The organism is Xylophilus sp. (genome assembly GCA_009914555.1).
Taxonomy (GTDB): Bacteria; Pseudomonadota; Gammaproteobacteria; order Burkholderiales; family Burkholderiaceae_C; genus WNDY01.
Genome location: WNDY01000022.1, coordinates 21117 through 42514 on the forward strand (window position 1 = coordinate 21117; position 21398 = coordinate 42514).

Sequence of the window (21398 nt, forward strand, 5' to 3'; positions counted from 1 at the left end):
GCGGCTCCCATATCGCCTCCTGCCTGTTCATGGCTTGTGGCTATCGGTACGATGGGCTTACAGGAACTGCGCCCGCAAGCCCACCACCGCTCTGCGGCCGGCCGCGGCCTCGTAGAAGCGGCTGTTGCCGTCGTTGACGATGAGCGATCCGGCATAGCGGCGGTCGAACAGGTTGTCGATGCGGCCCCAGGCATACCAGCGCACGCCGCCGGCGGTGAAGGCATAGCCGGCCTTGAGCGCAGCCACGGCATAGCCCGGCGCCCAGGCGGTGTTCACGTCGTTGGCGAAGGTACGGCTGGCTGCCAGCACTTCGGCCCCGGCCGTCCAGCCGGCGGGCGCGGCGTAGTCGACGCCGACCAGCGCGGTCTGCCGTGCCGTGCCCGGCAGGCGGTTGCCGGACGGCACGCGGGCGCCGCCGGCCACCTGGTAGTCGCTGTCGAAGGCTGCGTCGAGCCAGGTGAAGGCCAAGCGTGGCGTCCAGGCGCCGGCGGTGGCGCTCCAGGCCAGCTCGGCGCCGCGGCGGCGCACGCGATCGGCGTTCTGGTAGACGGTGCGGCCGTTGACAGTGGCCGCGGGCACGATCTCGTCGCGGCTGCGGGCGTCGAACACGGCGGCCTGCAATCGCTGTTGTGCGCCCCAGGCCCCGCCCTGCCACTTCACGCCCAGCTCGGCCTGCCGGCTGCGCGAGGCGGCCAGGCCGTAGTTGGGGCCGGTGTTGGTCTGGCTGTAGGCCATCTCGGCGAGCGTGGGCGTCTCGAAGCCGCGGCCGACGTTGGCATAGAGGTTGACGCTGTCGCTCGCGCTCCAGACCAGGCCGAGGGCCGGGCTGGTCTGGCGGTAGGTGCGGCTGCCGCTGTCGTCGGGGTTGGCGGCGGTGATGTAGTGGTCGTCGACCGAGACCCTGACCTGGGTGGATCGCAGTCCGGCGATGACGCGCCAGGTCGGTGCCACCCAGGCATCGACCTGGGCATGGAGGTCGGTGTTGCCGGCGCGGTCGCGCTCGTCGCGGCGCAGTGCGCCGGCGGTGCCGCCATTGTTGACGAAGCCCCGGCGGTTCTCGGCCAGGCGGTCGGCGTCGAGGCCGACGGTCCAGGATGCGGGCAGGCCCGAGAGCAGGCGCAGCGCGTGGGTCCAGGCGACGCCCGCGCCGTAGTAGTCGCGGTCCAGGTCCACCACACCGCCGGCGCTGGTGAGGGCATCGCCGCTCATGGAGAGGTACTGCCGCAGTGCGCGCTTGCCGCCGTAGACGCGGGCGCGCAGGCTGTCCTGGTCGCCAAGGCGGCGGTCGAGGACGAGGCCAAGCTGGTTCTGCGAGATGGACTTGCGGGTGTTGAACTGGTCGGCGACCGACGGCGTCTGGCGCGGATCGGCGTCGAACTGGGCGCGGGTCAGGCCCAGCGGGTCCTGCGCATTCGGCTGGTCGAACAGATTGACCAGGGCGGTGATGGTGGTGTCGCCGTCGGGGCGGGCGACGAGTTTGCCGTTCAAGTGGGTGCGCTCGGCCGCGCTGTGGGCGCGCCAGCCGTCGGTCTCCATGTGCGAGACGTCGAGCAGGCCGCCCAGGGTGCGGTCGCCGAAGTCGAACGAGGCGCCGAGCACGCGCAGGCCCGATGATCCCGCAGCTGCGGATGCGCTGGCGCCGCCCCCGGGCCGGGGGTCGCGCGTAGTGACTTGCAGGACGCCGCCGGCGGCATTGCCGTACTGCTGGGCGAGCGGGCCGCGCAGCAGCTCGACCTGGCTGGCCGATGGCAGCTGCGCCGTGGCGGCCTGTCCCTGGCCGTCAGGCATGGTGGCGGGGATGCCGTCGACCAGGATGCGCACGCCGCGCACACCGAACGTGGAGCGCGAGCCGAAGCCACGCACGGCGATCTGCAGGTCCTGCGCGTAATTGCCGCGGTCGATCACGGCCACGCCGGGCTGGCCGGCTACCAGTTCGGAGAGGTTGACCAGGGGCGTGGCGGCGCGAAACGGGTCGAGTTGCAGGATGTCGTAGCTGGCGGCCGCATCGAAGCGGCGCTGGGCCGCGGTGCTGGCGTTGACCTCGACGGGTGCCAGCGTGGCGGCGGCTTCCTGAGCCACGGCCTTTCCCATGGCGAGCGCCAGCGTGCCGGGCAGGAAAGCATACAAAAGAAGTCGAAATCGGTGTTCCATGGCGCGGACCCCTCCCAAGGCGGATGAGCCGCCCAATGCATAGGTACTTCGAGACTGTAGCTACGCGCCCCGCAACGCGCGTTGCCAGGCGTTGCAGATGGAGCGCGGGGACGCTCTCAGGACGCCGGCAGGGACAGGATCCACTGCACGAGGGCTTGCGCGTCCCTCTCGCTCACCTGGGTGTTGGGCGGCATCGAAATGCGGCCCCAGGTGCCGCTGCTGCCTCCGCGGATCCTGGAGACCAGCTGCGCGGGCGCTGCAGCGTCGGCTTTGTATTTGGCGGCAACCTGGGCGAAGCCGGGGCCGACCAGCTTCTTGGCGATGTCGTGGCAGGTCATGCAGCCGTTGGCCTTGGCCAAGTCGGCGCCGGCGGTCTGGGCGGTCGCCGGCAGCGCGCAGGCCCAGGCCAGCGCCGCGGCGGTGAGAACCAGGGAGAAAACGAAGGCGGTGGAATGTTTCATCGCGGTCATGGAAGAGGGAAGGAAAAGGGAGAAGGAGCACAGCCCTACCAGTTCGACGGACAGGACACGCAGCCCGTGAAATTGACGCCCGGGAACAGCGCGAAGCGCACGACGGTCCCGCGCATAGTCGCGTCCTGCAGGTTGGCGGTGTTGAACTTGGTTTCCTGCGCGTTGGCACCGTCGAGGTTGGCGCCGACGAACTGCGCCTTGGCTGCGCCCGCCGCTTCGAGGTTGGCCGCCTCCAGGTCCGCATGGCTGAAGTCCGCGCCGCTTATGCGCGCGAATTCGAAATTGGCGCCGATGAGCCGCGCCCGGCTGAAGTCCGCCCGCGCCAGATAGCTGCGCGAGAAATTGGCAGCCACCCCGGCCGCCCCCGAGAAATTGGCACCCACGAGATTGGCGCCGCGGAAGTCTCCGCGCGACACATTGAATGAAGCCCCGCAGATCGATTCCCGCCAGGTCCTTGCCGCGCCAGTCCACATGGCGCAGATCGGTGTGCGAGCAATCGGCCTGCGGCCCCGGCTCGCAGTTCGACGCGGGCTTCAGGGCCGTCTGCGCAGCGGCACCGAAGGCCACCAGCGCAAGCACGACAGGAAGAAGTTTCTTAGTAAGCATGGAATGTCTCCATCGTTCAAGCCATCAAAGCCACAGCGGCCCAGACCGGCAGACGCCGCGCCAGGGCCGCCCCTGCAGCACCGGCGTCGTCCCCTTCCCCGCAGCGCGACGCGCGAAGCGAGAAGGAGGAGCCGCGAAGCGGACTGGGGCGCTGCGCTTCTACCGGGGCAGTTTGAAGACCCAGAACGAGCCGCCCTGCGTCACCGTCCTGGTCAGCGCAGCCATGTCGCCGCCCCACAGCGGCACTGCGCCGCCATAGCCCGAGGCGATGCCGATGTACTGCTCACCGTCCTGCTCCCAGGTCACGGGGATGGAGACCACGCCCGAGCCGGTCTGGAACTTCCACAGTTCCCTGCCCGTCTTGGCATGGAAGATCTTCACGAAGCCGTCGGAAGTACCGGTGACCACCAGGTCGCCGGCCGTGGCCAGCGTGCCGGCCCACAGCGGATAGACCTCCTTGTTCTCCCAGACGATCCTGCCGGTCTGCGGATCGAGCGCGCGCAGCGTGCCGACGTGGTCCTCGTGCGTGCGCTTGATGCGAAACCCCATGCCCAGGTAGGCCGAGCCCGGCGTGTAGGTAATGTTCTCGGCCCCAGTAGTCCATCGCCCAGTGGTTGGCCGCGATGTAGAACAGGCCGGTCTTCGGGCTGTAGCTCATCGGGTTCCTTTACGGAGCAATCGGCAGTGCCGTGGCGACCGGCGGGCAAAAAAAAGCCCCACCGATCGGCGGGGCGGCGGTCAGGCGACGAAGCGCCGGCCGGTCACTCCTCGAGCAGCGAGCGCAGCATCCAGGCCGTCTGCTCGTGCACCGCCAGACGCTGGGTCAGCAGGTCGGCCGTCGGCTCGTCGCCGGCCTTCTCGGCAGCCGGGAACAACTCGCGCGCGGTGCGGGCCACGGCCTCGTGGCCCTTGACCAGGATGCGCACCATCTCCAGTGCCTTCGGCGGCTCGGCCGGCGCGTCGGGCACCGAGGCCAGCTGGCCGAACTGGGCGTACGAGCCCGGCGCGTAATGGCCCAGCGAGCGGATGCGCTCGGCGATCGGATCGACCGCGTTCCACAGCTCGGTGTACTGCGCCTGGAAGCTGGTGTGCAGTGTGTTGAACAGCGGCCCGGTCACGTTCCAGTGGAAGTTGTGGGTCGTGAGGTAGAGCGTGTAGGTGTCGGCCAGCAGGCGCGACAGGCCCTGGGCGACGGCGGCGCGGTCCTTCTCGCCGATGCCGATGTTGATCGGCAGCGGACCGGTGCGGCCGGTATCGATGGTCTTCTTGGCAGAGGTCTTGGCCATGGCGGTTCTTCTCCTGAGGTGGAAAACATGCGGACTTGGGAACTGTAATGCGTCCGCAAGGCAGCCGGCGGCTTCACGCCGCTATCGCCGCCATAGCCGGCGATCATTCGGACAGCCGCTTGACCCCCGGCAACTCGCAGGCATAGACCGCGTTGCGCAGCGCGGCGATGGCCTCGTAGCGCGTGAAGCTGCGGCGCCAGGCCAGCACCACACGGCGCACCGGCGGCTCGCCGGCGAAGGGGATGTAGCGCACGAAATCCGCGTCGTCGTGGCGCGACGGCCTGCGGCGGGCCGTCGGCTGCAGCGCGTCGCGCGGCACCGACAGGCGCGGCACCAGCGTGATGCCCATGCCGGCGGCCACCATGTGCTTGATGGTTTCCAGCGACGAGCCCTCGAAGCTCTTGCGGATGCCCTCGGCGTTGCTGGAGAAGCGCGCGAACTCCGGACACACCTCCAGCACGTGGTCGCGGAAGCAGTGGCCGGTGCCCAGCAGCAGCATGGTCTCGCTCTTGAGTTCCTCGGCCGTGATCGACGCGCGCTCGGCCAGCGCATGGGTGCTGGGCACGGCGACGTAGAACGGCTCGTCGTAGAGCGGCGCCAGCGCCAGGCCGGTGTCGGGGAAGGGCTCGGCCATCACGGCGCAGTCGATCTCGCCGGTGCGCAGCATCTCCAGCAGCTTGACGGTGAAGTTCTCCTGCAGCATCAGCGGCATCTGCGGCGTGCGGGCGATGGCCTGGCGCACGAGGTCGGGCAGCAGGTAGGGGCCGATGGTGTAGATCACGCCGAGCGTGAGCGGGCCGGCCAGCGGATCCTTGCCGCGCTTGGCGATCTCACGGATCTCGGCGGCCTGTTCCAGCACCGTCTGGGCCTGCCGCACGATCTCTTCGCCGAGCGGGGTGACCGCGACTTCGCCGGCGCTGCGCTCGAACAGCTTGACCTCCAGCTCGTCCTCGAGCTTCTTGATCGCCACCGAGAGCGTGGGCTGCGAGACGAAGCAGGCCTCGGCCGCGTGGCCGAAGTGCTTCTCGCGGGCGACGGCGACGATGTACTTGAGTTCGGTGAGAGTCATGCGGCGGCTCCGATCCATTCGACGGTGCCAGGAGCGGTATCCAGGCCGAGTTGCCGCAAACCGCGGTCCAATGTCGCGAGCTTCAATCCATGATGCTCGGCAAGCCCGAGCAAATAGGCATCGGTCACCTGCCGGTGGCCTATGAGGACCGGCGAAGCGAAGACCGGCACCTCTTCCAGCGGCAGATCCGGCACCCATACATGGTCGGTGCGCTGGCACCAGCGTTGCAGCAAGTTGGCTGCCTGCGGCGGGGTCACGGCGTCGGCGGTGAACTGCACGCTCGATGACAGCCGCACGAAACCGAGCTGGGTGACGCAGCAGCTCGCCCAGGCGCGCCGCGGCACCGCGCGAAACCACTGCCGCGCCAACGCGTGGTGCATGTGCTTCGGCCAGGTCACCGCCAGCAGCACGTTCACATCGAGCAGCCACCGTGTCGTGGTGGCGGTCATGCCTCGTCGTCCAGCAGACGCTTCACGTCCTCGAGCGTGATCACCGGCGAACCCGGGCTGCTGTAGAAGGTGGGCAGCGCGTCATCGCCGTCGCCTGCCGCGTCCTTGCCAGGACCGTCCGGCTGGTTCAGGCCCCGTAGCACCAGTTCCGACACGGCCCGTCCCAGGCTGACTGCACGATGGGCCGCAAACTGGCGCGCAGCATTGAGCACGACGGGATCGAGATCGAGGGTGGTTCGCATCGGCGCATCATCACATCACCACATCAACCGGTCAAGCCAATGGTCGCCAAGTTCACGCAAGAGGCAGCGCGACCATCCACCTACCTATTAGTAGATTTACCATCTATGACCGCCGACCTGTCCCCCAAAGCTGAAGAGATCGCCAGACACACCACGGCGCTGCTGGCCTCCGGTGGCTACAACAGCTTCAGCTATGCGGATCTGGCCGAGCGGGTGGGCATCCGCAAGGCCAGCATCCACCACCACTTTGCCAGCAAGGCCACGCTGGTCCGCGTCGTGGTCGCGCAGTACCGCCAGCAGGCGACAGCCGCGCTGGCGCAGTTGTCAGGCCACCTGGGCGATCCCGCGGCCGAACTCCAGGCCTATGCGGACCACTGGGTGGAATGCATCCGCACTGGAGACACACCCTTCTGCATCTGCGGCATGCTGGCTACGGAGCTGCCGACCCTTCCCGACGAGGTCGCAGTCGAAGTGCGGGGCCATTTCCGGGACCTGACCGACTGGGTTGGCTCCGTGCTCACCAGGGGGGCGGCACGCGGGCAATTCCATTTTTCCGGCACTCCGAAAAGCGCGGCGCAGTCGTTCGTGTCCGTGGTGTACGGCGCGATGCTGCTGGCCCGCGCGCTGGGCGATCCGGCGGTCTTCCAATCCACCGTGCAGTCGGCGATACAGGCCCTGCTGGCGCCGCCGCGGTGACCAGCCTGCCCCCCGCAGGCTGAACCGCACGCTTCATTTATCCCTTTGCCTACCAATCAGCAGGTTGACAACCCACGCCAAGGATTCCATGTCCCACCCCATCTCCCTGCTGGGCGCAGCCCACCCCTTCCTCAGCCTGGTCCCCATCGCACCGGCCCGCTGACCAGCGGTCAGGCTTTCAGGTACTCGGACTTGCTGCCCAGCCAGCGCTCCACGTGCCGGCGCGCGAGCGCCGGATGGCGGTCGAGCATCGCGGGTGCCAGTTCGCGCGCCCAGGCGAGCAGCGCGGCGTCGGTCTCCAGGTCGGCGAAGCGCAGCAGCGGCGCGCCCGACTGGCGCGCGCCGAGGAATTCGCCGGGCCCGCGGATCTCCAGGTCGCGCCGCGCGATCTCGAAGCCGTCGGTGGTCTCGGCCATGGCGCGCAGCCGGTCGCGCGCGGTCTCGCCGAGCCGGCCGCTGTCGCCGGTCGAATAGAGCAGCACGCAGGCCGAGGCCGCCGCGCCGCGCCCCACCCGGCCGCGCAGCTGGTGCAGCTGCGACAGGCCGAACCGCTCGGCATGCTCGATGACCATCAGCGATGCGTTGGGCACGTCCACGCCGACCTCGATCACCGTGGTGCTGACCAGCACGCCCATGACGCCTTCGCTGAAGAGGGCCATCACCGCCTTCTTCTCGGCTGCCGGCATGCGCGAATGCAGCAGGCCGACCAGCACGCCCGGCAGCGCCTCGGACAGCGCCGCATGGGTCGCAGTGGCGTTGCTGAGGTCGAGTGCTTCGCTCTCCTCGATCAGCGGGCAGACCCAGTAGACCTGCCGGCCCTGCGCCACCTGCGCCGCGATGCGCGCGACGACCTCGTCACGCCGGCTGTCGACCACGGTCTTGGTGACGATCGGCGTGCGGCCCGGCGGCAGCTCGTCGATCGTGGAGACGTCGAGGTCGGCGTAGTAGCTCATCGCCAGCGTGCGCGGGATCGGCGTGGCGGTCATCATCAGCAGGTGCGGTTCCAGCCCGCCCGGGCCCTTGCCCCGCAGGGCCAGGCGCTGCGCGACGCCGAAGCGGTGCTGCTCGTCGATCAGCGCGAGCGCGAGGCGCTGGAACTTCACCTGTTCCTGGATCACCGCGTGGGTACCGACGACGAGCGCGGCCTTGCCGCTCTCGACCAGCGCGAGCATGGCGGCGCGCTCCTTCTTCTTCTGGCCGCCGACGAGCCAGGCCACGCGCTGGCCGCGCGGCGCGAGCAGCGGCTCCAGCCAGCCCACGAGCTTGCCGAAGTGCTGCTCGGCCAGGATCTCCGTCGGCGCCATCAGCGCGCACTGCCAGCCCGCGTCGATGCAGATGGCCGCGGCCAGCGCGGCGACCACGGTCTTGCCCGAGCCGACGTCGCCCTGCAGCAGCCGGTGCATCGGCACGCTGCGCGCGAGGTCCTGCGCGATCTCGGCGCCGACGCGGCGCTGCGCGGCGGTCAGCTGAAACGGCAGCGCGGCGAGCAGCTGCTCGTGCAGCGAGAGGCCGCCGCCGGCCGGCCGGGCCGCCGCCAGCGTCGGCGCGCGCAGCCGGTCGCGCTCGCGCTTGGACTCGAGCTGCGAGATCTGCTGCGCGAGCAGTTCCTCGGCCTTGAGCCGCTGCCAAGCCGGGTGCGATTTGTCCTCCAGCGTGGCGAGCGCCACGTCGGGCCGAGGATGGTGCAGGAAGTGCAGCGCATCTCGCAGCGGCCACAGCGGCCGGGCGCCGGGCGCCGGCGGCGCGTCGGGCGGCAGCGTCTCCGACAGGTCGGCACGCGCGAGGCCGCTGTCGACCGCGCGGCGCAGATAGGCCTGCGGCAGCTGCGCGACCGTCGGGTAGACGGGCGTCAGCGCCTCGGGCAGCGGCCCGCCCGCGGGCTGGAACGCCGGGTGCAGCATCTGCCGGCCGACAAAGCCGCCGCGCACCTCGCCGCGCGCGCGGATCTGCGCACCCTCGGCCAGCGTCTTCAGGTGCGACGGGAAGAAGGTGAAGAAGCGCAGCTCCAGCGTGTCGCTGCCGTCGTCGAGCAGCACCTTCAACTGCCGGCGCGCGCCCTGCTGCACACCGCTGTGCACCACCGTGCCCTCGACCTGGGCGGTCTCGCCGTCACGCAGCCCGGCGATCGGGCGGATGCGCGTCTCGTCCTCGTAGCGCAGCGGCAGGTGCAGCGCGAGGTCGATGTCGCGCACCAGGCCGAGCTTGATCAGCGCCTTGCGGGCGGGCGACAGCGGCCTGGCACCAGAAGGGGACGGCGGGGGGGCGGGCGCGGCAGCAGGCATCGGTGGGCCGATTCTGCCCGCGCCCGGTGCCGCCGCAGGCGAAAGCAGGTCTCTTCCGGTGTATAGGCTTGCAGCGCATGATTTTCATCCGCTGTAAGGCTCTATACCAGGGGGTATATCAACTTGTCCGGCGATAGTGCGCAAGCTTGTCTTCGTCGATGTCGAAACCGAAGCCCGGTCCGGCCGGCACGACCAGTTCGAATTCCTCGTAGCGCACGCTGCCGACGGCGATGTCGTCGGTCAGCAGCTGCGGCCCGAAAAGCTGGCAACCCCAGGCCAGCCGCGGCAGCGTGGACAGCAGCTGCGCATAGGCCGAGGTACCGATGGCGCCTTCGATCATCGTGCCGCCGAACAGCGAGATGCCAGCCGCCTCGGCGATGCCGGCAACCTGCCTGATGCGCGTGAGCCCGCCGTGCTTGACGAGCTTGATAGAGAACGCATCGGCTGCGGCTTCGCGGGCGAAGGCGAGCGCGTCCTCCACCGTCGTCACGGCCTCGTCGGCCATGACCGGCACGGTAAAGCGCTCGGCCAGCCGCCGCATCGCGGGCAGGTTCCAGGCCGGCACCGGCTGTTCCACCGCGTCGATGCCGCCGGCTTCCAGCCGCGCGATGCCCCAGCTCGCGGTGGCCTCGTCCCAGCCCTGATTGACGTCCACGCGCACGCTGGCGCGGTCGCCCAGCGCACGCTTGACGGCCAGCGCCCGGGCCACATTCTCGGCCGGGTCGCCCTGGCCGATCTTCACGAGAAAGAGGCGGTGCGTGCGCGCCTCCAGCCGGGTCTCCGCCTCGGCGATATCGCGCTCCACATCGCCGTTGCCCAGCACCCAGAGCACCGGCAGTCGCGACAGCACCGTGCCGCCGAACAGCTCGGACACCGGCACGCCGAGCGCACGCGCCTTGGCGTCGAGCGCGGCCATCTCGACGCCGGCCTTGGCATAGCCGTTGCCCTTGATGAGCCGATCCATGCAGATCAGCAGCTCGCCGGTGCGGCGCACGTCGCAGCCGATCAGGTGCGGCGCGAGGCAGGTGTCGATCACCGACTTGACTGCTTCGGGCGATTCGCTGCCGTAGTGCGGAATGACCGCGACCTCGCCCGTGCCCTGCACGCCCTCGCCGGTGCGCAGCCGCACGATGACGAGCGAATGCGCGTGGATGGTCGCCATGGCCAGCTTGTGCGGCCGTGCGACCGGCAGGTCGACGATGGCGGTCTCGATGGAGGCGATCGTGCTCATCGCGCCGCGGCTCCGGACAGGCGGCAGACGCCGGCCACGTAGGCCTTGCGCCAGCGCGTGAGCCGCACCTCGCGGAACAGCCCGCCGGCATGGAACGGGTCCGCCGCGATGAAGCGCTCGGCCGCCGCACGGTCGTCCAGATCGACGATGTAGATGCCGCCGCCGGCATCGGCGCCGTCGTCGTCGAGCTTGGCGTCGCAGGCCAACAGCAGGTGCGCATGGGCGGCCAGGAAGTCGAGGTGCGCCGGGCGCAGCTGCTGGCGCGCGGCCTGGTGGCCAGGCTTGTCCCAGGTTTCGATATGGAAAGGCATCGGGCGTGGCGGAAGATGGGGTTATTCGGGTTCGATGCCGGCGCTGCGCAGGATGTCACGGTGGACGTCGAGCTGGCGCCTGACCAGCGCGCCCAGCGCCTCGGGCGTGGAGGGCGACAGGGCGAACTCCTGTTCGGCGAGCTTCCTGATCACATCCGGCTGCTTCATCGCCGCGCCGAACTCCCGGTTGAGCACGGCGACCACGTCGCGCGGCATGCCGGCCGGCCCGAACAGTCCGGCCCAGGGCGCGATCGAGAAATCGGGAAAGCCCGACTCCTGCACCGTGGGCACGTCGGGTAGCGTGGCCCCGCGCTTGGGCAGGATGGTGGCCAGCGCGCGCAGCCGGCCCGACTGCACATGCGGCAGGCCGGTGCCGGCCGTGGCCACCATGGCGTCGATGCGGCCTCCGACCAGATCGGTGATCGCCGGCGGCTCGCCGCGGTAGGGCACCTGCGTCATGTCGAGCCTGCTCTGCTGCGCGATCGCGGCGAACGACAGCAGCCCGGTCACATTGCCGGCCGCGTAGCTGAGCTGGCCCGGCTTCGAGCGCGCATAGGCCACGAACTCGGGCAGCGTCTTCGCCGGCACCGCCGCGTTCACGTAGACCAGGAAGGTGTAGCGGCCCACGTCGGTGATCGGCGTGAAATCCTTCACCGGGTCGAAAGGCGGCGCCTTCTTCATCGCCGGCACGCCGGACATCGGGCTGTTGGTGGCCAGCAGCAGCGTGTAGCCGTCGGGCGCGGAGCGCTTGAGCTCGGTCGCGGCGATCGCGCCGTCGGCCCCGGGTTTGTTGTCCACCACGATCGGCTGGCCCAGCTTGGCCGACACCTTGTCGGCCAGCACGCGAGCGATCACGTCGGTCGACGAGCCGGCCGGAAAGTGCACCAGCAGCCGGACCGGCTTGGCGGGATAGCCGGCAGCGGCCGTGGTACCACCGGCGGCGGCCAGGGCGCAGGCAAGCGCGATCAGGATATGGCGGCGTTGTCTCATTCGTGGTCCTTCGAAGCAGAAGAAAAAGGAATGGACGGATTGTTCGGGCCGGTACGCCATCGGTCCAATGGTAAATTTGGCTGCAATTCATCGATGATGTCGATACCTCACCTGCTTCGCCCATGGTCGAACTCCGCCACCTGCGCTATTTCGTCGAGGTCGCCCGGCAGCAGCACGTGACCCGTGCGGCCGAGGCGCTGCACGTCACCCAATCCACGCTGTCGCACCAGCTCCGCCAGCTCGAGGACCTGCTCGGCACCGCGCTGTTCGACCGCGTGGGCCGCGGCGTGCAGCTGACCGAGGCCGGCGAAACTTTTCTGAGCTTTGCCACGCGGGCGCTGCTCGAAGTGGAAGGCGGCGCCACCGCGCTGCAGGAACTGGGCAGCCTGGCCCGCGGACGGCTGCGCCTGGGCGTGATCCACACCTACAACGCCACGCTGCTGCCGCCGGTGGTGGCCCGGTTCGCCGCAGCCTTTCCCGGCGTCCACCTGGCAATCGAAGACCTGCCGGGCCTGACGATCGAGAACGGCGTCGCCAACGGCGAGCTCGACCTGGGCATCGCCTTCGCCGGTCCAGTCCGCGACGACGTGGTGTCCGAACCGCTGTTTTCCGAAGAACTGGTGCTGGCCGTGCCCACCGGCCATCCGTGCGCCGGGCAGCGCGAGATCGCGGCCGCGCAGCTGGCCGGCCTGCGGCTGGCGGCGCAGACCGGCCGGTTCTCATCGCGTCGGTTGATCGACCAGGCGCTCGGCCGCTGGATTGCCGGTGCGATCCATCTGGAGATGAGCTCCATCGAAGCCATGCTGCGCACCGTGCGGCTGGGCAACCTGGCGGCTGTGCTGTTCGAGCGGGCCGTGCCTTCCAGCGCCGAGCTGCTGCGCCTTCCCATCCGCCAGCCCACCGTGCGGCGCACGGCGGCCCTGCTCTGGCACGCCGGGCGCACCCGCAGCGCGGCGGCCAAGCGGCTGGCCGGCGAAATCCGGGCCGCAGCGGCCGTGGGACAATAGTGGGTTTTCCCCCATCCGCCTCTTGGCACGGACGCGTCCCGTCCTCAAGTCCATGACCGCACCGCACTCCTGCGACGCCGCCCGCGCCTTCACTGTCGGCGACTTCGACTTCGACCTCCCCCCCGAACTGATCGCCCAGCACCCCGCCGCCGAGCGCAGCGCCTCGCGCCTGCTCGACGGCCGCGGCGATGCGCCGGCGGACCGCTTCTTCCGCGACCTCCCGGGCCTGCTGCGCGCCGGCGACCTGCTGGTCTTCAACGACACCAAGGTCGTGCATGCGCGCCTGTTCGGCGATAAGCCCACCGGGGGCAGGCTGGAGCTGCTCGTGGAGCGCGTGCTGCTCGGCAACGAGGTGGCCGCGCACATGAAGGTCAGCAAGAAGCCGCGGCCCGGCACCGTGCTGCGCATGGACGGAGGGTTCATGGCGACGCTGCTGGGCCGCTGGCCCGATGCCGAGGGCCCGCTGTTTCGCCTGCGCTTCGATGGCGCGCCGGGCGAGACGCCCTACGACCTCATGGAGCGCCACGGCCATGTGCCGCTGCCGCCGTACATCACGCATGCCGACGGTGCCGAGGACGCCGAGCGCTACCAGACCGTCTTCGCCCGCGTGCCCGGCGCCGTGGCCGCGCCCACGGCCGCGTTGCACTTCGACGAGGGCGTGCTGGCCGCGCTCGACGCGCAGGGTGTGCGGCGCGCCGCCGTCACGCTGCACGTGGGCGCCGGCACCTTCCAGCCGGTCAAGGTCGACAACATCGCCGACCACCGCATGCACCACGAACGCTACCAGGTGCCCGCCGCCACCCAGGCCGCGATTGCGGAAACCCGCGCGCGCGGCGGCCGCATCGTCGCCGTCGGCACGACCAGCGTGCGCACGCTCGAATCCTGGGCCAGGAGCGGCCTGGCCGAGGGCGACACCAACATCTTCATCACGCCCGGCTTCGACTGGAAGGTGGTGGACCTGCTCGTGACCAACTTCCACCTGCCCAGAAGCACGCTGATGATGCTGGTCAGCGCCTTCGCCGGCCATGCGCGGGTGATGGCGCTCTATGCGCATGCGATCCGCGAGCGGTATCGCTTCTTCAGCTATGGGGATGCGATGCTGCTGGAACGCTCGTCACCACCTTCTGAGTGCACAATGGCTTCGCGCCGGCAATAGCAAAACGGCCGAAGGATCAACATGCTGACACGCTTGAAAGTTATGGGCTTCAAGAACCTGCGAGAAGTCGATCTCCAGTTCGGCTTATTCACCTGCATCGCAGGCACGAACGGCGTTGGCAAATCCAACCTTTTCGATGCCATCACGCTGCTCAGCGACTGGGCGTCCATGCCTATTGCGTGAAATTTTTGCCCCCGCAGTACCAATCTTCGAAGGCGACCGCATGACCACCGCCACCCTCTCTCCAGACTTCCATCTCGACCTTCCGCAGGATGTGGTGCAGCGCCTGGGCATCAAGCCCGGCGACACGCTGACCATCCGTGCCGTCAATGGACGCATCGAACTCACGCCGCTCCCGGCCACTCTCGCCGTCCAAGAGAAGCCGACGGGCGAGAACACCGCGCTGCCGGACGAACCCGGCCGCGCTTGACCGCGTCCGTGCATCACTCTGCCGGCACTCCAGACCCGACTCTCGCCTTCATGCTCCGCTTCGACCTCCTCGCCACCGACCCTACGAGCCACGCCCGCCGCGGCACGCTCACGCTCAACCACGGCACGGTGCAGACGCCGATCTTCATGCCCGTGGGCACCTACGGCACGGTCAAGGGCGTGATGCCGCGCGACCTGGAAGAGATCGGCGCGCAGATCATCCTGGGCAACACCTTCCACCTCTGGATGCGCCCGGGGCTCGACGTGATGGCCCAGTTCGGCGGGCTGCACCGCTTCGAGCACTGGAGCCGGCCCATCCTCACCGACTCCGGCGGCTTCCAGGTCTGGTCGCTCGGCGAGATGCGCAAGATCACCGAGGAGGGCGTGACCTTCGCCTCGCCGGTCAACGGCGACAGGCTCTTCATGTCGCCCGAGGTCAGCATGCAGATCCAGACGGTGCTCAATTCCGACATCGTCATGCAGCTCGACGAATGCACGCCCTACGAGACCCAGGGCCACGTCACGACCGAGGACGAGGCCCGCAGGAGCATGGAGAGGAGCCTGCGCTGGGCCGGGCGCAGCTTCGACGAGTTCCACCGGCTCGGCAACCCCAACGCCCTCTTCGGCATCGTGCAGGGCGGCATGTTCGAGCACCTGCGGCAGGAATCGCTCGAACGGCTGGTCGAGATGGACTTCCCCGGCTACGCCGTCGGCGGCGTCAGCGTGGGCGAGCCCAAGGACGAGATGCTGCGCATCATGGCCCACACGCCGCACCGCCTGCCGCGCGAGAAGCCGCGCTACCTCATGGGCGTGGGCACGCCCGAGGACCTGGTCGAAGGCGTGGCCCAGGGCGTGGACATGTTCGACTGCGTGATGCCCACCCGCAACGCGAGGAACGGCCACCTGTTCACGCGCTACGGCGACCTGAAGATCCGCAACGCGCGCTTCAAGACCGACGAGCGGCCGATCGACGAGACGCTCGACTGCTACGCCTCGCGCCACTTCAGCCGCGCCTACCTGCACCACCTCGACCGCTGCGGCGAGATGCTGGGCCCGATGCTCGCGAGCGTGCACAACCTGGCCTACTACCTGAACCTCATGCGCGAGATCCGCGCGGCGCTCGACGCGGGCCGCTTCGCCGCATTCCGCGCGCAGTTCAAGGCGGACCGGGCGCGCGGCGTCTGAACCTCACATACTCCCTGGCCTACCATCCTACATCGCCCGGATCGCGGGCGCTGTGAGCATATACCACGGCACCCTGCCATCGGCGCCGATGGCTTGCCATGAACGGGCGTGATGGCACGATAACGAATCGCCGTCTTCACAGCCCCGGCGGGCTTCCGAACAATGCGGGCTCCTTCCCGACGAGCCCCGCACCGATTCCATGCCCGCCCCGGCGCCCCACATCCTGCTGCTGGCCGACCAGCTCACGCCCCGCGCGCTCTCCGCCTACGGCAACCGCGTGACGCGCACGCCCCACATCGACCGCCTGGCCGCCGGCGGCGTGGTGTTCGATGCGGCCTATTGCCCCAGCCCGCTGTGCGCGCCCTCGCGCTACGGCCTGCTCGCGGGCCGGCTGCCCTCGCGCTTCGGCGGCTTCGACAACGCCTCCGAGATGCCGTCGGAGGTGCCGACCATCGCCCACCACCTGCGCGCGCGCGGCTGGCGGACCATCCTGTCGGGCAAGATGCACTTCGGCGGCCCCAACCAGCTCCACGGCTTCGAGGAGCGGCTCACCACCGACATCTACCCCGCCGACTTCGGCTGGACGCCCGACTGGTCGCAGCCCGGCGTGCGCGAGCCCTGGTACCACAACCCCGCCTCGATCGAGCAGGCCGGCACCTGCATCCGCAGCAACCAGCTCGACTTCGACGACGAGGTGGTCTTCCGCGCGCGCCGCAAGCTGTTCGAGATCGCCCGCTCCGGCACGCAGCAGCCGTTCTTCCTCACGGTCTCGCTGACACATCCGCACGACCCCTACGCGATCACCGAGCCCTACTGGAACCTCTACCGCGACGAGGACATCGACCTGCCGCGCGTGCCGCAGTCCGCCGTCGCCGACGACCCGCATTCGCGCCGCATCCGCGCCGCCTGCCTGCTCGACCGCCGCCCGCCCACCGCGCAGCAGGTCAGGAACGCGCGCCGCGCCTACTACGGCGCCATCTCCTATGTGGACGACCAAATCGGCACGCTGCTGCACACGCTGGAGCAGACCGGCCAGGCCGCAGACACCATCGTCGTGCTGGCCAGCGACCACGGCGACATGCTCGGCGAGCGGGGCCTTTGGTACAAGATGAGCTTCTTCGAGGGCGCCGCGCGCGTGCCGCTGATCGTGCATGCGCCCGCGCGCTTCGCGCCGCAGCGGGTGGCGTCTGCGGTCTCGACCATCGACCTGCTGCCCACGCTCGACGCGCTCGCCGCCGGCGGCGGCGCGCCCGGCCCGGCCGCGGCCGACGTCGAGGGCCGCAGCCTGCTGCCGCACCTGCGCGGCGAGGCTGGCGGCCACGACGAAGCCTTCGCCGAATACCTCGGCGAGGGCGCGATCGCGCCGCTGGTGATGATCCGCCGCGGCCGCTTCAAGTACATCCACTCGCCGGCCGACCCCGACCTGCTGCTCGACCTCGCGGCCGACCCCGACGAACTGTACAACCTCGCCGCCGATCCGGCCCAGGCCGCCCGCGTCGCCGCCTTCCGCGCCGAGGCCGCCGCGCACTGGGACCTGCCCGCGCTGCACCGCCGCGTGCTGGAGAGCCAGCGGCAGCGCCGCCTCGTCTTCCAGGCCGAGGCCCGGGGCCGCGTCGCCAGCTGGGACTACCAGCCGGTCGAGGACGCGAGCCGCCAGTACGTGCGCCGCCACCTCGACCTCGACACGATCGAGGCGCAGGCCCGCTATCCCGCCGTGCCACCCGCCGTGCCGGCCGCCTGAACCCCCAGCAGAACCCCCCTCTTTTTCCACGACCGACCATGACTCACACGCTCCCCTTCCGCCGGCTGCCGCTGTACCTGGCGCTGCTGCCGCTGCTGCACGGCACCGGCGCCCTCGCGGCCGACGAATCCGCCCCCACGGCCGCCGCCACCGCGCTCGACACCATCACCATCCTCGGCGCCGGCCAGAGCCGCCAGGTGCAGGAACTCGGCGGCGAGGACCTGGCCGTGCTCGCGCCCGGCAGCAGCCCGCTCAAGGCACTGGAACTGCTGCCCGGCGTCAACTTCCGTTCGGCCGACGCCTTCGGCGCCTCCGAATGGACGACCAAGCTCAACATCCGCGGCTTCGCGCAGAACCAGCTCGGCTTCACGCTCGACGACGTGCCGCTGGGCGACATGAGCTACCGCAACCACAACGGCCTGGGCATCAGCCGCGCGATCATCGGCGAGAACATCGACCGCATCGTGCTGTCGCAGGGCACCGGCGCGCTGGAGACCGCGTCGAGCAGCAACCTCGGCGGCACGGTGCAGTTCTACTCGCTCGACCCGGCACAGGAGCGCCGCGTGACGGTGGAGCAGAGCCTGGGCCAGCATGCGGCGCGCCGCAGCTTCGCGCGCATCGACTCGGGCCAGCTCGGCCCCTGGCGCCTCGCGCTCAGCGTGGCCGACCAGGGCTCGGACAAGTGGAAGGGCGGCGGCGAGCAGAAGCAGCAGCAGTTCAACGCCAAGGCCGTCGGCGACTTCGGCGCACACAGGCTCTCGGCCTTCATCAACTATTCGGAGCGCAAGGAGGTGGACTACCAGGACCTCTCCAAGGAGATGATCGGCCGCCTGGGCTGGAGCTTCGACAACTACTACCCCGACTGGAGCGCCGCGCTGCAGTCGGCCCGCGGCGTCTGGCGCCAGGGCGAGACCAGCATCGACGACGCCTACTACGCCGGCTCCGGCATCCGCAAGGATTGGCTCGGCGGCATCACGCTCGACTCGGCGCTGAGCGACACCGTGCAGTGGAAGAACACCGTCTACCACCACCGCGACAAGGGCCCGAGCCTGTGGTGGTCGCCCTACCTCGCGTCGTCGGCCGCCGTCCCGGTCACGCTGCGCACCGTCGAATACGGCATCAACCGCAGCGGCCTGCTGTCCTCGCTCAGCGTGCGCGCCGGCGCCCACACGGTGCGCACCGGCATCTGGTACGAGCACAACGCCTTCGACCAGGCCATGCGCTTCTATGCCCAGGGCGACAACCCCTCCTCGCCCTACGACACGCCGGCCAACCCGCTGCAGACCCGCTGGGACTACCGCTTCACCACGAAGACGCTGCAGTTCCACCTGCAGGACGACTTCCAGGTCTCCGACCGGCTGGCGGTCAATGCCGGCTTCAAATCGCTCTCCAGCGACAGTTCGGTCACCACCCGCGCGGGCGACGCCAAGACCGGCAGCATCAAGGCCGAAAAGGGCTTCCTGCCGCAGCTCGGCGCCAACTTCAAGCTCGATGCGCGCAACGAGCTGTTCGCCGCCGCTGCGCAGAACATGCGCGCCTACAAGGCCGCGGCGATGGAGGACTCGCCCTTCGCCAGCACGCAGGCCGGCTTCGACGCCGTCCGCGGCAACCTGAAGCCCGAGACCTCGGTCACCGTCGAGGCCGGCTGGCGCTATCACCAGCCGGGCCTGGCCGCCTCGGCCACCGTCTACCACGTGGACTTCAAGAACCGCCTCCTCGCCATCCAGCAGGGTTCGGCCATCGAAGGCAACCCCTCGGTGCTGGCCAACGTCGGCCGCGTGCGCTCGCAGGGCGTCGAAGGCGCGCTGACGCTGCAGCCGGCGCGCGACGTCAACTGGTTCAGCTCGCTGAGCTACAACCAGTCGGAGTACCGCGACGACTTCACCGACAACGGCGTGCGGGTCGCGGTGCGCGGCAAGCAGGTGGTGGACACGCCCCGGCTTATCGCGGCCTCGCGGCTGAGCTACGACAATGGCAGCCTGTTCGGCCACGTCGGCGTCAACCACCTCGGCAAGCGCTACTACACCTACCTCAACGACAATGGCGTGGGCGCCCAGACCCTCTGGGACGCCAGCCTGGGCTGGCGCAGCAAGGCGCTCGGCTGGGCCAGCGAATACCACGTCAAGCTCAGCGTGAGCAACCTGTTCGACAGGAAGTACGTCGCCTCGCTCGGCACCAACGGCTTCGTCACCAGCGACCCGGGCGGCACCGCGCAGACCTTGCAGGTCGGCGCGCCGCGCACCGCCTACGTGACCTTCGGCGCCCGCTTCTGACCGACCCTCTGCCACCGCCACCATGCCCGAGCCGCTGCTGCCGATCGCCTCCTGGATCAACACCGCCGCCGAGCCGGCGCTGGCCCATGCCGCGCCCGCGTTCGAGGCGTTCGGCGACGCGGCCGGCGCGCTGGTGGAGGGCCTGCAGGCCGGCCTGCTGTGGCTGCACCCGGCCGCGCAGGTCGTGCTGCTGGCCGCGCTCGGCTGGTGGCGACGCGGCTGGCGGCTGAGCCTCTTGGCCGGCGCGGCGCTGGCGGCCATCCATGCGATGGGCTTCGGCGAGCCGCTGGCGGCCACGCTGGCGCAGATGCTCGTGGCCACGCTGGTCAGCATCGCGCTCGGCGTTCCGCTGGGCATCTGGCTCGGCGGCAGCCCGCGCGCGCAGTGGCTCGCGCGGCCGCTGCTGGACCTGATGCAGACCATGCCAGCCTTCGTCTACCTGATCCCGGCGGTCGCGCTGTTCGGCCTGGGCCTGGCGCCCGCGCTGCTGGCCACCGTGGTGTTCGCGCTGCCGCCGGTGGTGCGGCTCACGGCGCTGGGCATCCGGCAGGTCGGCCGCGACGTGACCGAAGCCGCCGCCAGCCTCGGCGCGCGCGACGGGCAGGTGCTGCGGCTGGTACGCCTGCCCTACGCGCTGCCGGGCATCATGGCCGGCGTGAGCCAGGGCATCATGATGGCGCTGTCGATGACCATCATCGCCTCGATGGTCGGCGCAGGCGGCCTGGGCAGCGAGGTGCTCGCGTCGATCCAGCGGCTGGACATCGGCCAGGGCGCGGCCAGCGGCCTGAGCGTGGTGCTGCTGGCGATGGTGGTGGACCGGCTCGCGGAGAGCTTCGCCCCGCCCGAATCCACTCCTCCGCACTGAGCGCCCTGCATCCATGCCATTCCTTGTTCACCGCCTGCTGGCCCCGCTGCTGATCGGTTTGTGCGGCCTGGCCGCCGCGGCCGAACCCGATGCCTGCCGCAACGTGCGCCTGGCGACGCCGGGCTGGGCCGACATCGACGCGACCAACGCGCTGCTCGGCGTCACGCTCAAGGCGATCGGCTACCGGCCGCGGGTGAGCATGCTGTCGGTGCCGCTGGTGTTCCAGGGGCTGCGCAGCGGCAAAGTGGACGCCTTCCTCGGCAACTGGATGCCGGCGCAGCGACAGCTCGCCGGGCCGCTGCTGGCCAGCGGGCAGGTGGAGCGCATCGCCACCAACCTCGAAGGCGCGCGCTTCACGCTGGCCGTGCCGCGCTACGCGGCGCAAGCCGGCGTGCGCAGCTTCGCCGACCTGGGCGCCCATGCCGACGCCTTCGGCCGCAGGATCTACGGCATCGAGGCCGGCGCCCCGGCCAACGAGAGCATCCGGCGCCTGATCGCCGACCCGGCCGCAGGCCTCGCGGGCTGGCAGCTGGTGGAGTCGAGCGACACGGCACTGCTCGCCCAGCTCGGGCGCGACCTGCCGAAGCAGCGCATGGTCGTCTTCCTGGCCTGGGAGCCGCACGTGGTCAACACGCGCTTCGACATCGTGTACCTGCGCGGCGGCGATACCTACTTCGGCCCCGGCGGCGGCACCGCCACCGTCAGCACGGTGAGCTGGCCCGGCTATGCGGCGCAGTGCGGCAACGTGGCGCGGCTGCTGGCGCAGCTGAAGTTCTCCGTCGCGCTCGAAAACGAGATGCTGCGGCTGATCCTCGACCGCCGGCTGCCGCCCGAACTCGCGGCGCAGCAGATACTGCGCGGCCAGCCGCAGTGGCTCGGCACGTGGCTCGCGGGCGTGAAGACGGCCGACGGCGCGGGCGATGCACTCGCGGCGGCGCGGCAGGCGCTGCGGTAGCGGC

At 70.1% G+C, this 21398-nt stretch carries 21 protein-coding genes and 1 pseudogene; 10 read left to right on the top strand and 12 right to left on the bottom strand.

Annotation, left to right across the window (positions count from 1 at the left end; genetic code table 11):
• Positions 1 to 57: 57 nt before the first annotated feature.
• The 8 genes and pseudogenes from GAK38_RS11570 to GAK38_RS11605 form a co-directional block, all read right to left on the bottom strand.
• A complete protein-coding gene (locus GAK38_RS11570; protein WP_325344314.1) occupies positions 58 to 2091 on the bottom strand; it encodes a TonB-dependent receptor family protein in 2034 nt (677 codons plus the stop codon).
• 176 nt (positions 2092 to 2267) lie between these two features.
• Positions 2268 to 2621: a c-type cytochrome gene (locus GAK38_RS11575; RefSeq protein WP_325344247.1), complete on the bottom strand. Its 354-nt coding sequence runs from the start codon at positions 2619 to 2621 to the stop codon at positions 2268 to 2270.
• Between the two features lie 35 nt (positions 2622 to 2656).
• Positions 2657 to 3094 (bottom strand): pentapeptide repeat-containing protein, encoded by a 438-nt coding sequence (locus GAK38_RS11580; RefSeq protein WP_325344249.1) that lies wholly within the window; start codon positions 3092 to 3094, stop codon positions 2657 to 2659.
• A gap of 292 nt (positions 3095 to 3386) precedes the next feature.
• Positions 3387 to 3891, bottom strand: a pseudogene (locus tag GAK38_RS11585) (outer membrane protein assembly factor BamB family protein); the annotation flags it as partial.
• Between the two features lie 97 nt (positions 3892 to 3988).
• Entirely contained in the window at positions 3989 to 4513 is a 525-nt protein-coding gene (locus GAK38_RS11590; RefSeq protein WP_325344251.1) for a Dps family protein, read from the bottom strand.
• A 103-nt stretch (positions 4514 to 4616) separates the two neighbouring features.
• Positions 4617 to 5582, bottom strand: a complete 966-nt coding sequence (locus tag GAK38_RS11595) for a LysR substrate-binding domain-containing protein (RefSeq protein ID WP_325344253.1) — start codon at positions 5580 to 5582, stop codon at positions 4617 to 4619.
• Positions 5579 to 6031, bottom strand: a complete 453-nt coding sequence (locus GAK38_RS11600; protein WP_325344255.1) for a TA system VapC family ribonuclease toxin — start codon at positions 6029 to 6031, stop codon at positions 5579 to 5581. The genes GAK38_RS11595 and GAK38_RS11600 overlap by 4 nt, the downstream gene beginning before the upstream one ends.
• Complete coding sequence (locus GAK38_RS11605) at positions 6028 to 6273, bottom strand: hypothetical protein (RefSeq protein WP_325344257.1); 246 nt, start codon at positions 6271 to 6273, stop codon at positions 6028 to 6030. The genes GAK38_RS11600 and GAK38_RS11605 overlap by 4 nt, the downstream gene beginning before the upstream one ends.
• Positions 6274 to 6378: 105 nt before the next feature.
• On the opposite strand from GAK38_RS11605, the gene GAK38_RS11610 reads away from it, so the two are divergent.
• Positions 6379 to 6969: a TetR/AcrR family transcriptional regulator gene (locus tag GAK38_RS11610; RefSeq protein ID WP_325344259.1), complete on the top strand. Its 591-nt coding sequence runs from the start codon at positions 6379 to 6381 to the stop codon at positions 6967 to 6969.
• A 170-nt stretch (positions 6970 to 7139) separates the two neighbouring features.
• On the opposite strand, the gene recG is transcribed toward GAK38_RS11610, so the two are convergent.
• From recG to GAK38_RS11630, 4 genes are all read right to left on the bottom strand, one after another.
• Positions 7140 to 9251, bottom strand: coding sequence for an ATP-dependent DNA helicase RecG (recG, locus tag GAK38_RS11615; RefSeq protein ID WP_325344261.1), 2112 nt, complete (start codon positions 9249 to 9251; stop codon positions 7140 to 7142).
• 118 nt (positions 9252 to 9369) lie between these two features.
• Positions 9370 to 10482, bottom strand: coding sequence for a muconate cycloisomerase family protein (locus GAK38_RS11620; protein ID WP_325344263.1), 1113 nt, complete (start codon positions 10480 to 10482; stop codon positions 9370 to 9372).
• Positions 10479 to 10793: a YciI family protein gene (locus GAK38_RS11625; protein WP_325344265.1), complete on the bottom strand. Its 315-nt coding sequence runs from the start codon at positions 10791 to 10793 to the stop codon at positions 10479 to 10481. The genes GAK38_RS11620 and GAK38_RS11625 overlap by 4 nt, the downstream gene beginning before the upstream one ends.
• 21 nt (positions 10794 to 10814) lie before the next feature.
• Positions 10815 to 11783 (bottom strand): Bug family tripartite tricarboxylate transporter substrate binding protein, encoded by a 969-nt coding sequence (locus tag GAK38_RS11630; protein ID WP_325344267.1) that lies wholly within the window; start codon positions 11781 to 11783, stop codon positions 10815 to 10817.
• Between the two features lie 122 nt (positions 11784 to 11905).
• On the opposite strand from GAK38_RS11630, the gene GAK38_RS11635 reads away from it, so the two are divergent.
• From GAK38_RS11635 to GAK38_RS11675, 9 genes are all read left to right on the top strand, one after another.
• Positions 11906 to 12790, top strand: a complete 885-nt coding sequence (locus GAK38_RS11635; RefSeq protein WP_325344269.1) for a LysR substrate-binding domain-containing protein — start codon at positions 11906 to 11908, stop codon at positions 12788 to 12790.
• A gap of 52 nt (positions 12791 to 12842) precedes the next feature.
• The gene (queA, locus tag GAK38_RS11640; RefSeq protein ID WP_325344271.1) at positions 12843 to 13946 is read left to right on the top strand and encodes a tRNA preQ1(34) S-adenosylmethionine ribosyltransferase-isomerase QueA; all 1104 of its coding nucleotides are present in this window, start codon (positions 12843 to 12845) and stop codon (positions 13944 to 13946) included.
• A 21-nt stretch (positions 13947 to 13967) separates the two neighbouring features.
• The gene (locus GAK38_RS11645; protein WP_325344274.1) at positions 13968 to 14129 is read left to right on the top strand and encodes an AAA family ATPase; all 162 of its coding nucleotides are present in this window, start codon (positions 13968 to 13970) and stop codon (positions 14127 to 14129) included.
• Between the two features lie 40 nt (positions 14130 to 14169).
• Entirely contained in the window at positions 14170 to 14376 is a 207-nt protein-coding gene (locus GAK38_RS11650) for an AbrB/MazE/SpoVT family DNA-binding domain-containing protein (protein ID WP_325344276.1), read from the top strand.
• Between the two features lie 50 nt (positions 14377 to 14426).
• Complete coding sequence (gene tgt / locus GAK38_RS11655) at positions 14427 to 15560, top strand: tRNA guanosine(34) transglycosylase Tgt (protein ID WP_325344278.1); 1134 nt, start codon at positions 14427 to 14429, stop codon at positions 15558 to 15560.
• A 199-nt stretch (positions 15561 to 15759) separates the two neighbouring features.
• Positions 15760 to 17301 carry a choline-sulfatase gene (gene betC / locus GAK38_RS11660; protein WP_325344279.1) on the top strand — a complete coding sequence of 514 codons (1542 nt, stop codon included), beginning with the start codon at positions 15760 to 15762 and terminating at the stop codon, positions 17299 to 17301.
• A 38-nt stretch (positions 17302 to 17339) separates the two neighbouring features.
• The gene (locus GAK38_RS11665; protein WP_325344281.1) at positions 17340 to 19574 is read left to right on the top strand and encodes a TonB-dependent receptor; all 2235 of its coding nucleotides are present in this window, start codon (positions 17340 to 17342) and stop codon (positions 19572 to 19574) included.
• A 22-nt stretch (positions 19575 to 19596) separates the two neighbouring features.
• Complete coding sequence (locus tag GAK38_RS11670) at positions 19597 to 20439, top strand: ABC transporter permease (RefSeq protein WP_325344283.1); 843 nt, start codon at positions 19597 to 19599, stop codon at positions 20437 to 20439.
• A 13-nt stretch (positions 20440 to 20452) separates the two neighbouring features.
• The gene (locus GAK38_RS11675) at positions 20453 to 21394 is read left to right on the top strand and encodes a glycine betaine ABC transporter substrate-binding protein (RefSeq protein WP_325344285.1); all 942 of its coding nucleotides are present in this window, start codon (positions 20453 to 20455) and stop codon (positions 21392 to 21394) included.
• Positions 21395 to 21398 lie beyond the last annotated feature (4 nt).

What these genes read in the sequence shown, in the direction of transcription:
- GAK38_RS11570 (WP_325344314.1), bottom strand. Translation starts at nt 2,091, where the DNA reads ATGGGAAAGGCCGTGGCTCAGGAAGCCGCCGCCACGCTGGCACCCGTC.
- GAK38_RS11575 (WP_325344247.1), bottom strand. Translation starts at nt 2,621, where the DNA reads ATGACCGCGATGAAACATTCCACCGCCTTCGTTTTCTCCCTGGTTCTC.
- GAK38_RS11580 (WP_325344249.1), bottom strand. Translation starts at nt 3,094, where the DNA reads ATGTGGACTGGCGCGGCAAGGACCTGGCGGGAATCGATCTGCGGGGCT.
- GAK38_RS11590 (WP_325344251.1), bottom strand. Translation starts at nt 4,513, where the DNA reads ATGGCCAAGACCTCTGCCAAGAAGACCATCGATACCGGCCGCACCGGT.
- GAK38_RS11595 (WP_325344253.1), bottom strand. Translation starts at nt 5,582, where the DNA reads ATGACTCTCACCGAACTCAAGTACATCGTCGCCGTCGCCCGCGAGAAG.
- GAK38_RS11600 (WP_325344255.1), bottom strand. Translation starts at nt 6,031, where the DNA reads ATGACCGCCACCACGACACGGTGGCTGCTCGATGTGAACGTGCTGCTG.
- GAK38_RS11605 (WP_325344257.1), bottom strand. Translation starts at nt 6,273, where the DNA reads ATGCGAACCACCCTCGATCTCGATCCCGTCGTGCTCAATGCTGCGCGC.
- GAK38_RS11610 (WP_325344259.1), top strand. Translation starts at nt 6,379, where the DNA reads ATGACCGCCGACCTGTCCCCCAAAGCTGAAGAGATCGCCAGACACACC.
- recG (WP_325344261.1), bottom strand. Translation starts at nt 9,251, where the DNA reads ATGCCTGCTGCCGCGCCCGCCCCCCCGCCGTCCCCTTCTGGTGCCAGG.
- GAK38_RS11620 (WP_325344263.1), bottom strand. Translation starts at nt 10,482, where the DNA reads ATGAGCACGATCGCCTCCATCGAGACCGCCATCGTCGACCTGCCGGTC.
- GAK38_RS11625 (WP_325344265.1), bottom strand. Translation starts at nt 10,793, where the DNA reads ATGCCTTTCCATATCGAAACCTGGGACAAGCCTGGCCACCAGGCCGCG.
- GAK38_RS11630 (WP_325344267.1), bottom strand. Translation starts at nt 11,783, where the DNA reads ATGAGACAACGCCGCCATATCCTGATCGCGCTTGCCTGCGCCCTGGCC.
- GAK38_RS11635 (WP_325344269.1), top strand. Translation starts at nt 11,906, where the DNA reads ATGGTCGAACTCCGCCACCTGCGCTATTTCGTCGAGGTCGCCCGGCAG.
- queA (WP_325344271.1), top strand. Translation starts at nt 12,843, where the DNA reads ATGACCGCACCGCACTCCTGCGACGCCGCCCGCGCCTTCACTGTCGGC.
- GAK38_RS11645 (WP_325344274.1), top strand. Translation starts at nt 13,968, where the DNA reads ATGCTGACACGCTTGAAAGTTATGGGCTTCAAGAACCTGCGAGAAGTC.
- GAK38_RS11650 (WP_325344276.1), top strand. Translation starts at nt 14,170, where the DNA reads ATGACCACCGCCACCCTCTCTCCAGACTTCCATCTCGACCTTCCGCAG.
- tgt (WP_325344278.1), top strand. Translation starts at nt 14,427, where the DNA reads ATGCTCCGCTTCGACCTCCTCGCCACCGACCCTACGAGCCACGCCCGC.
- betC (WP_325344279.1), top strand. Translation starts at nt 15,760, where the DNA reads ATGCCCGCCCCGGCGCCCCACATCCTGCTGCTGGCCGACCAGCTCACG.
- GAK38_RS11665 (WP_325344281.1), top strand. Translation starts at nt 17,340, where the DNA reads ATGACTCACACGCTCCCCTTCCGCCGGCTGCCGCTGTACCTGGCGCTG.
- GAK38_RS11670 (WP_325344283.1), top strand. Translation starts at nt 19,597, where the DNA reads ATGCCCGAGCCGCTGCTGCCGATCGCCTCCTGGATCAACACCGCCGCC.
- GAK38_RS11675 (WP_325344285.1), top strand. Translation starts at nt 20,453, where the DNA reads ATGCCATTCCTTGTTCACCGCCTGCTGGCCCCGCTGCTGATCGGTTTG.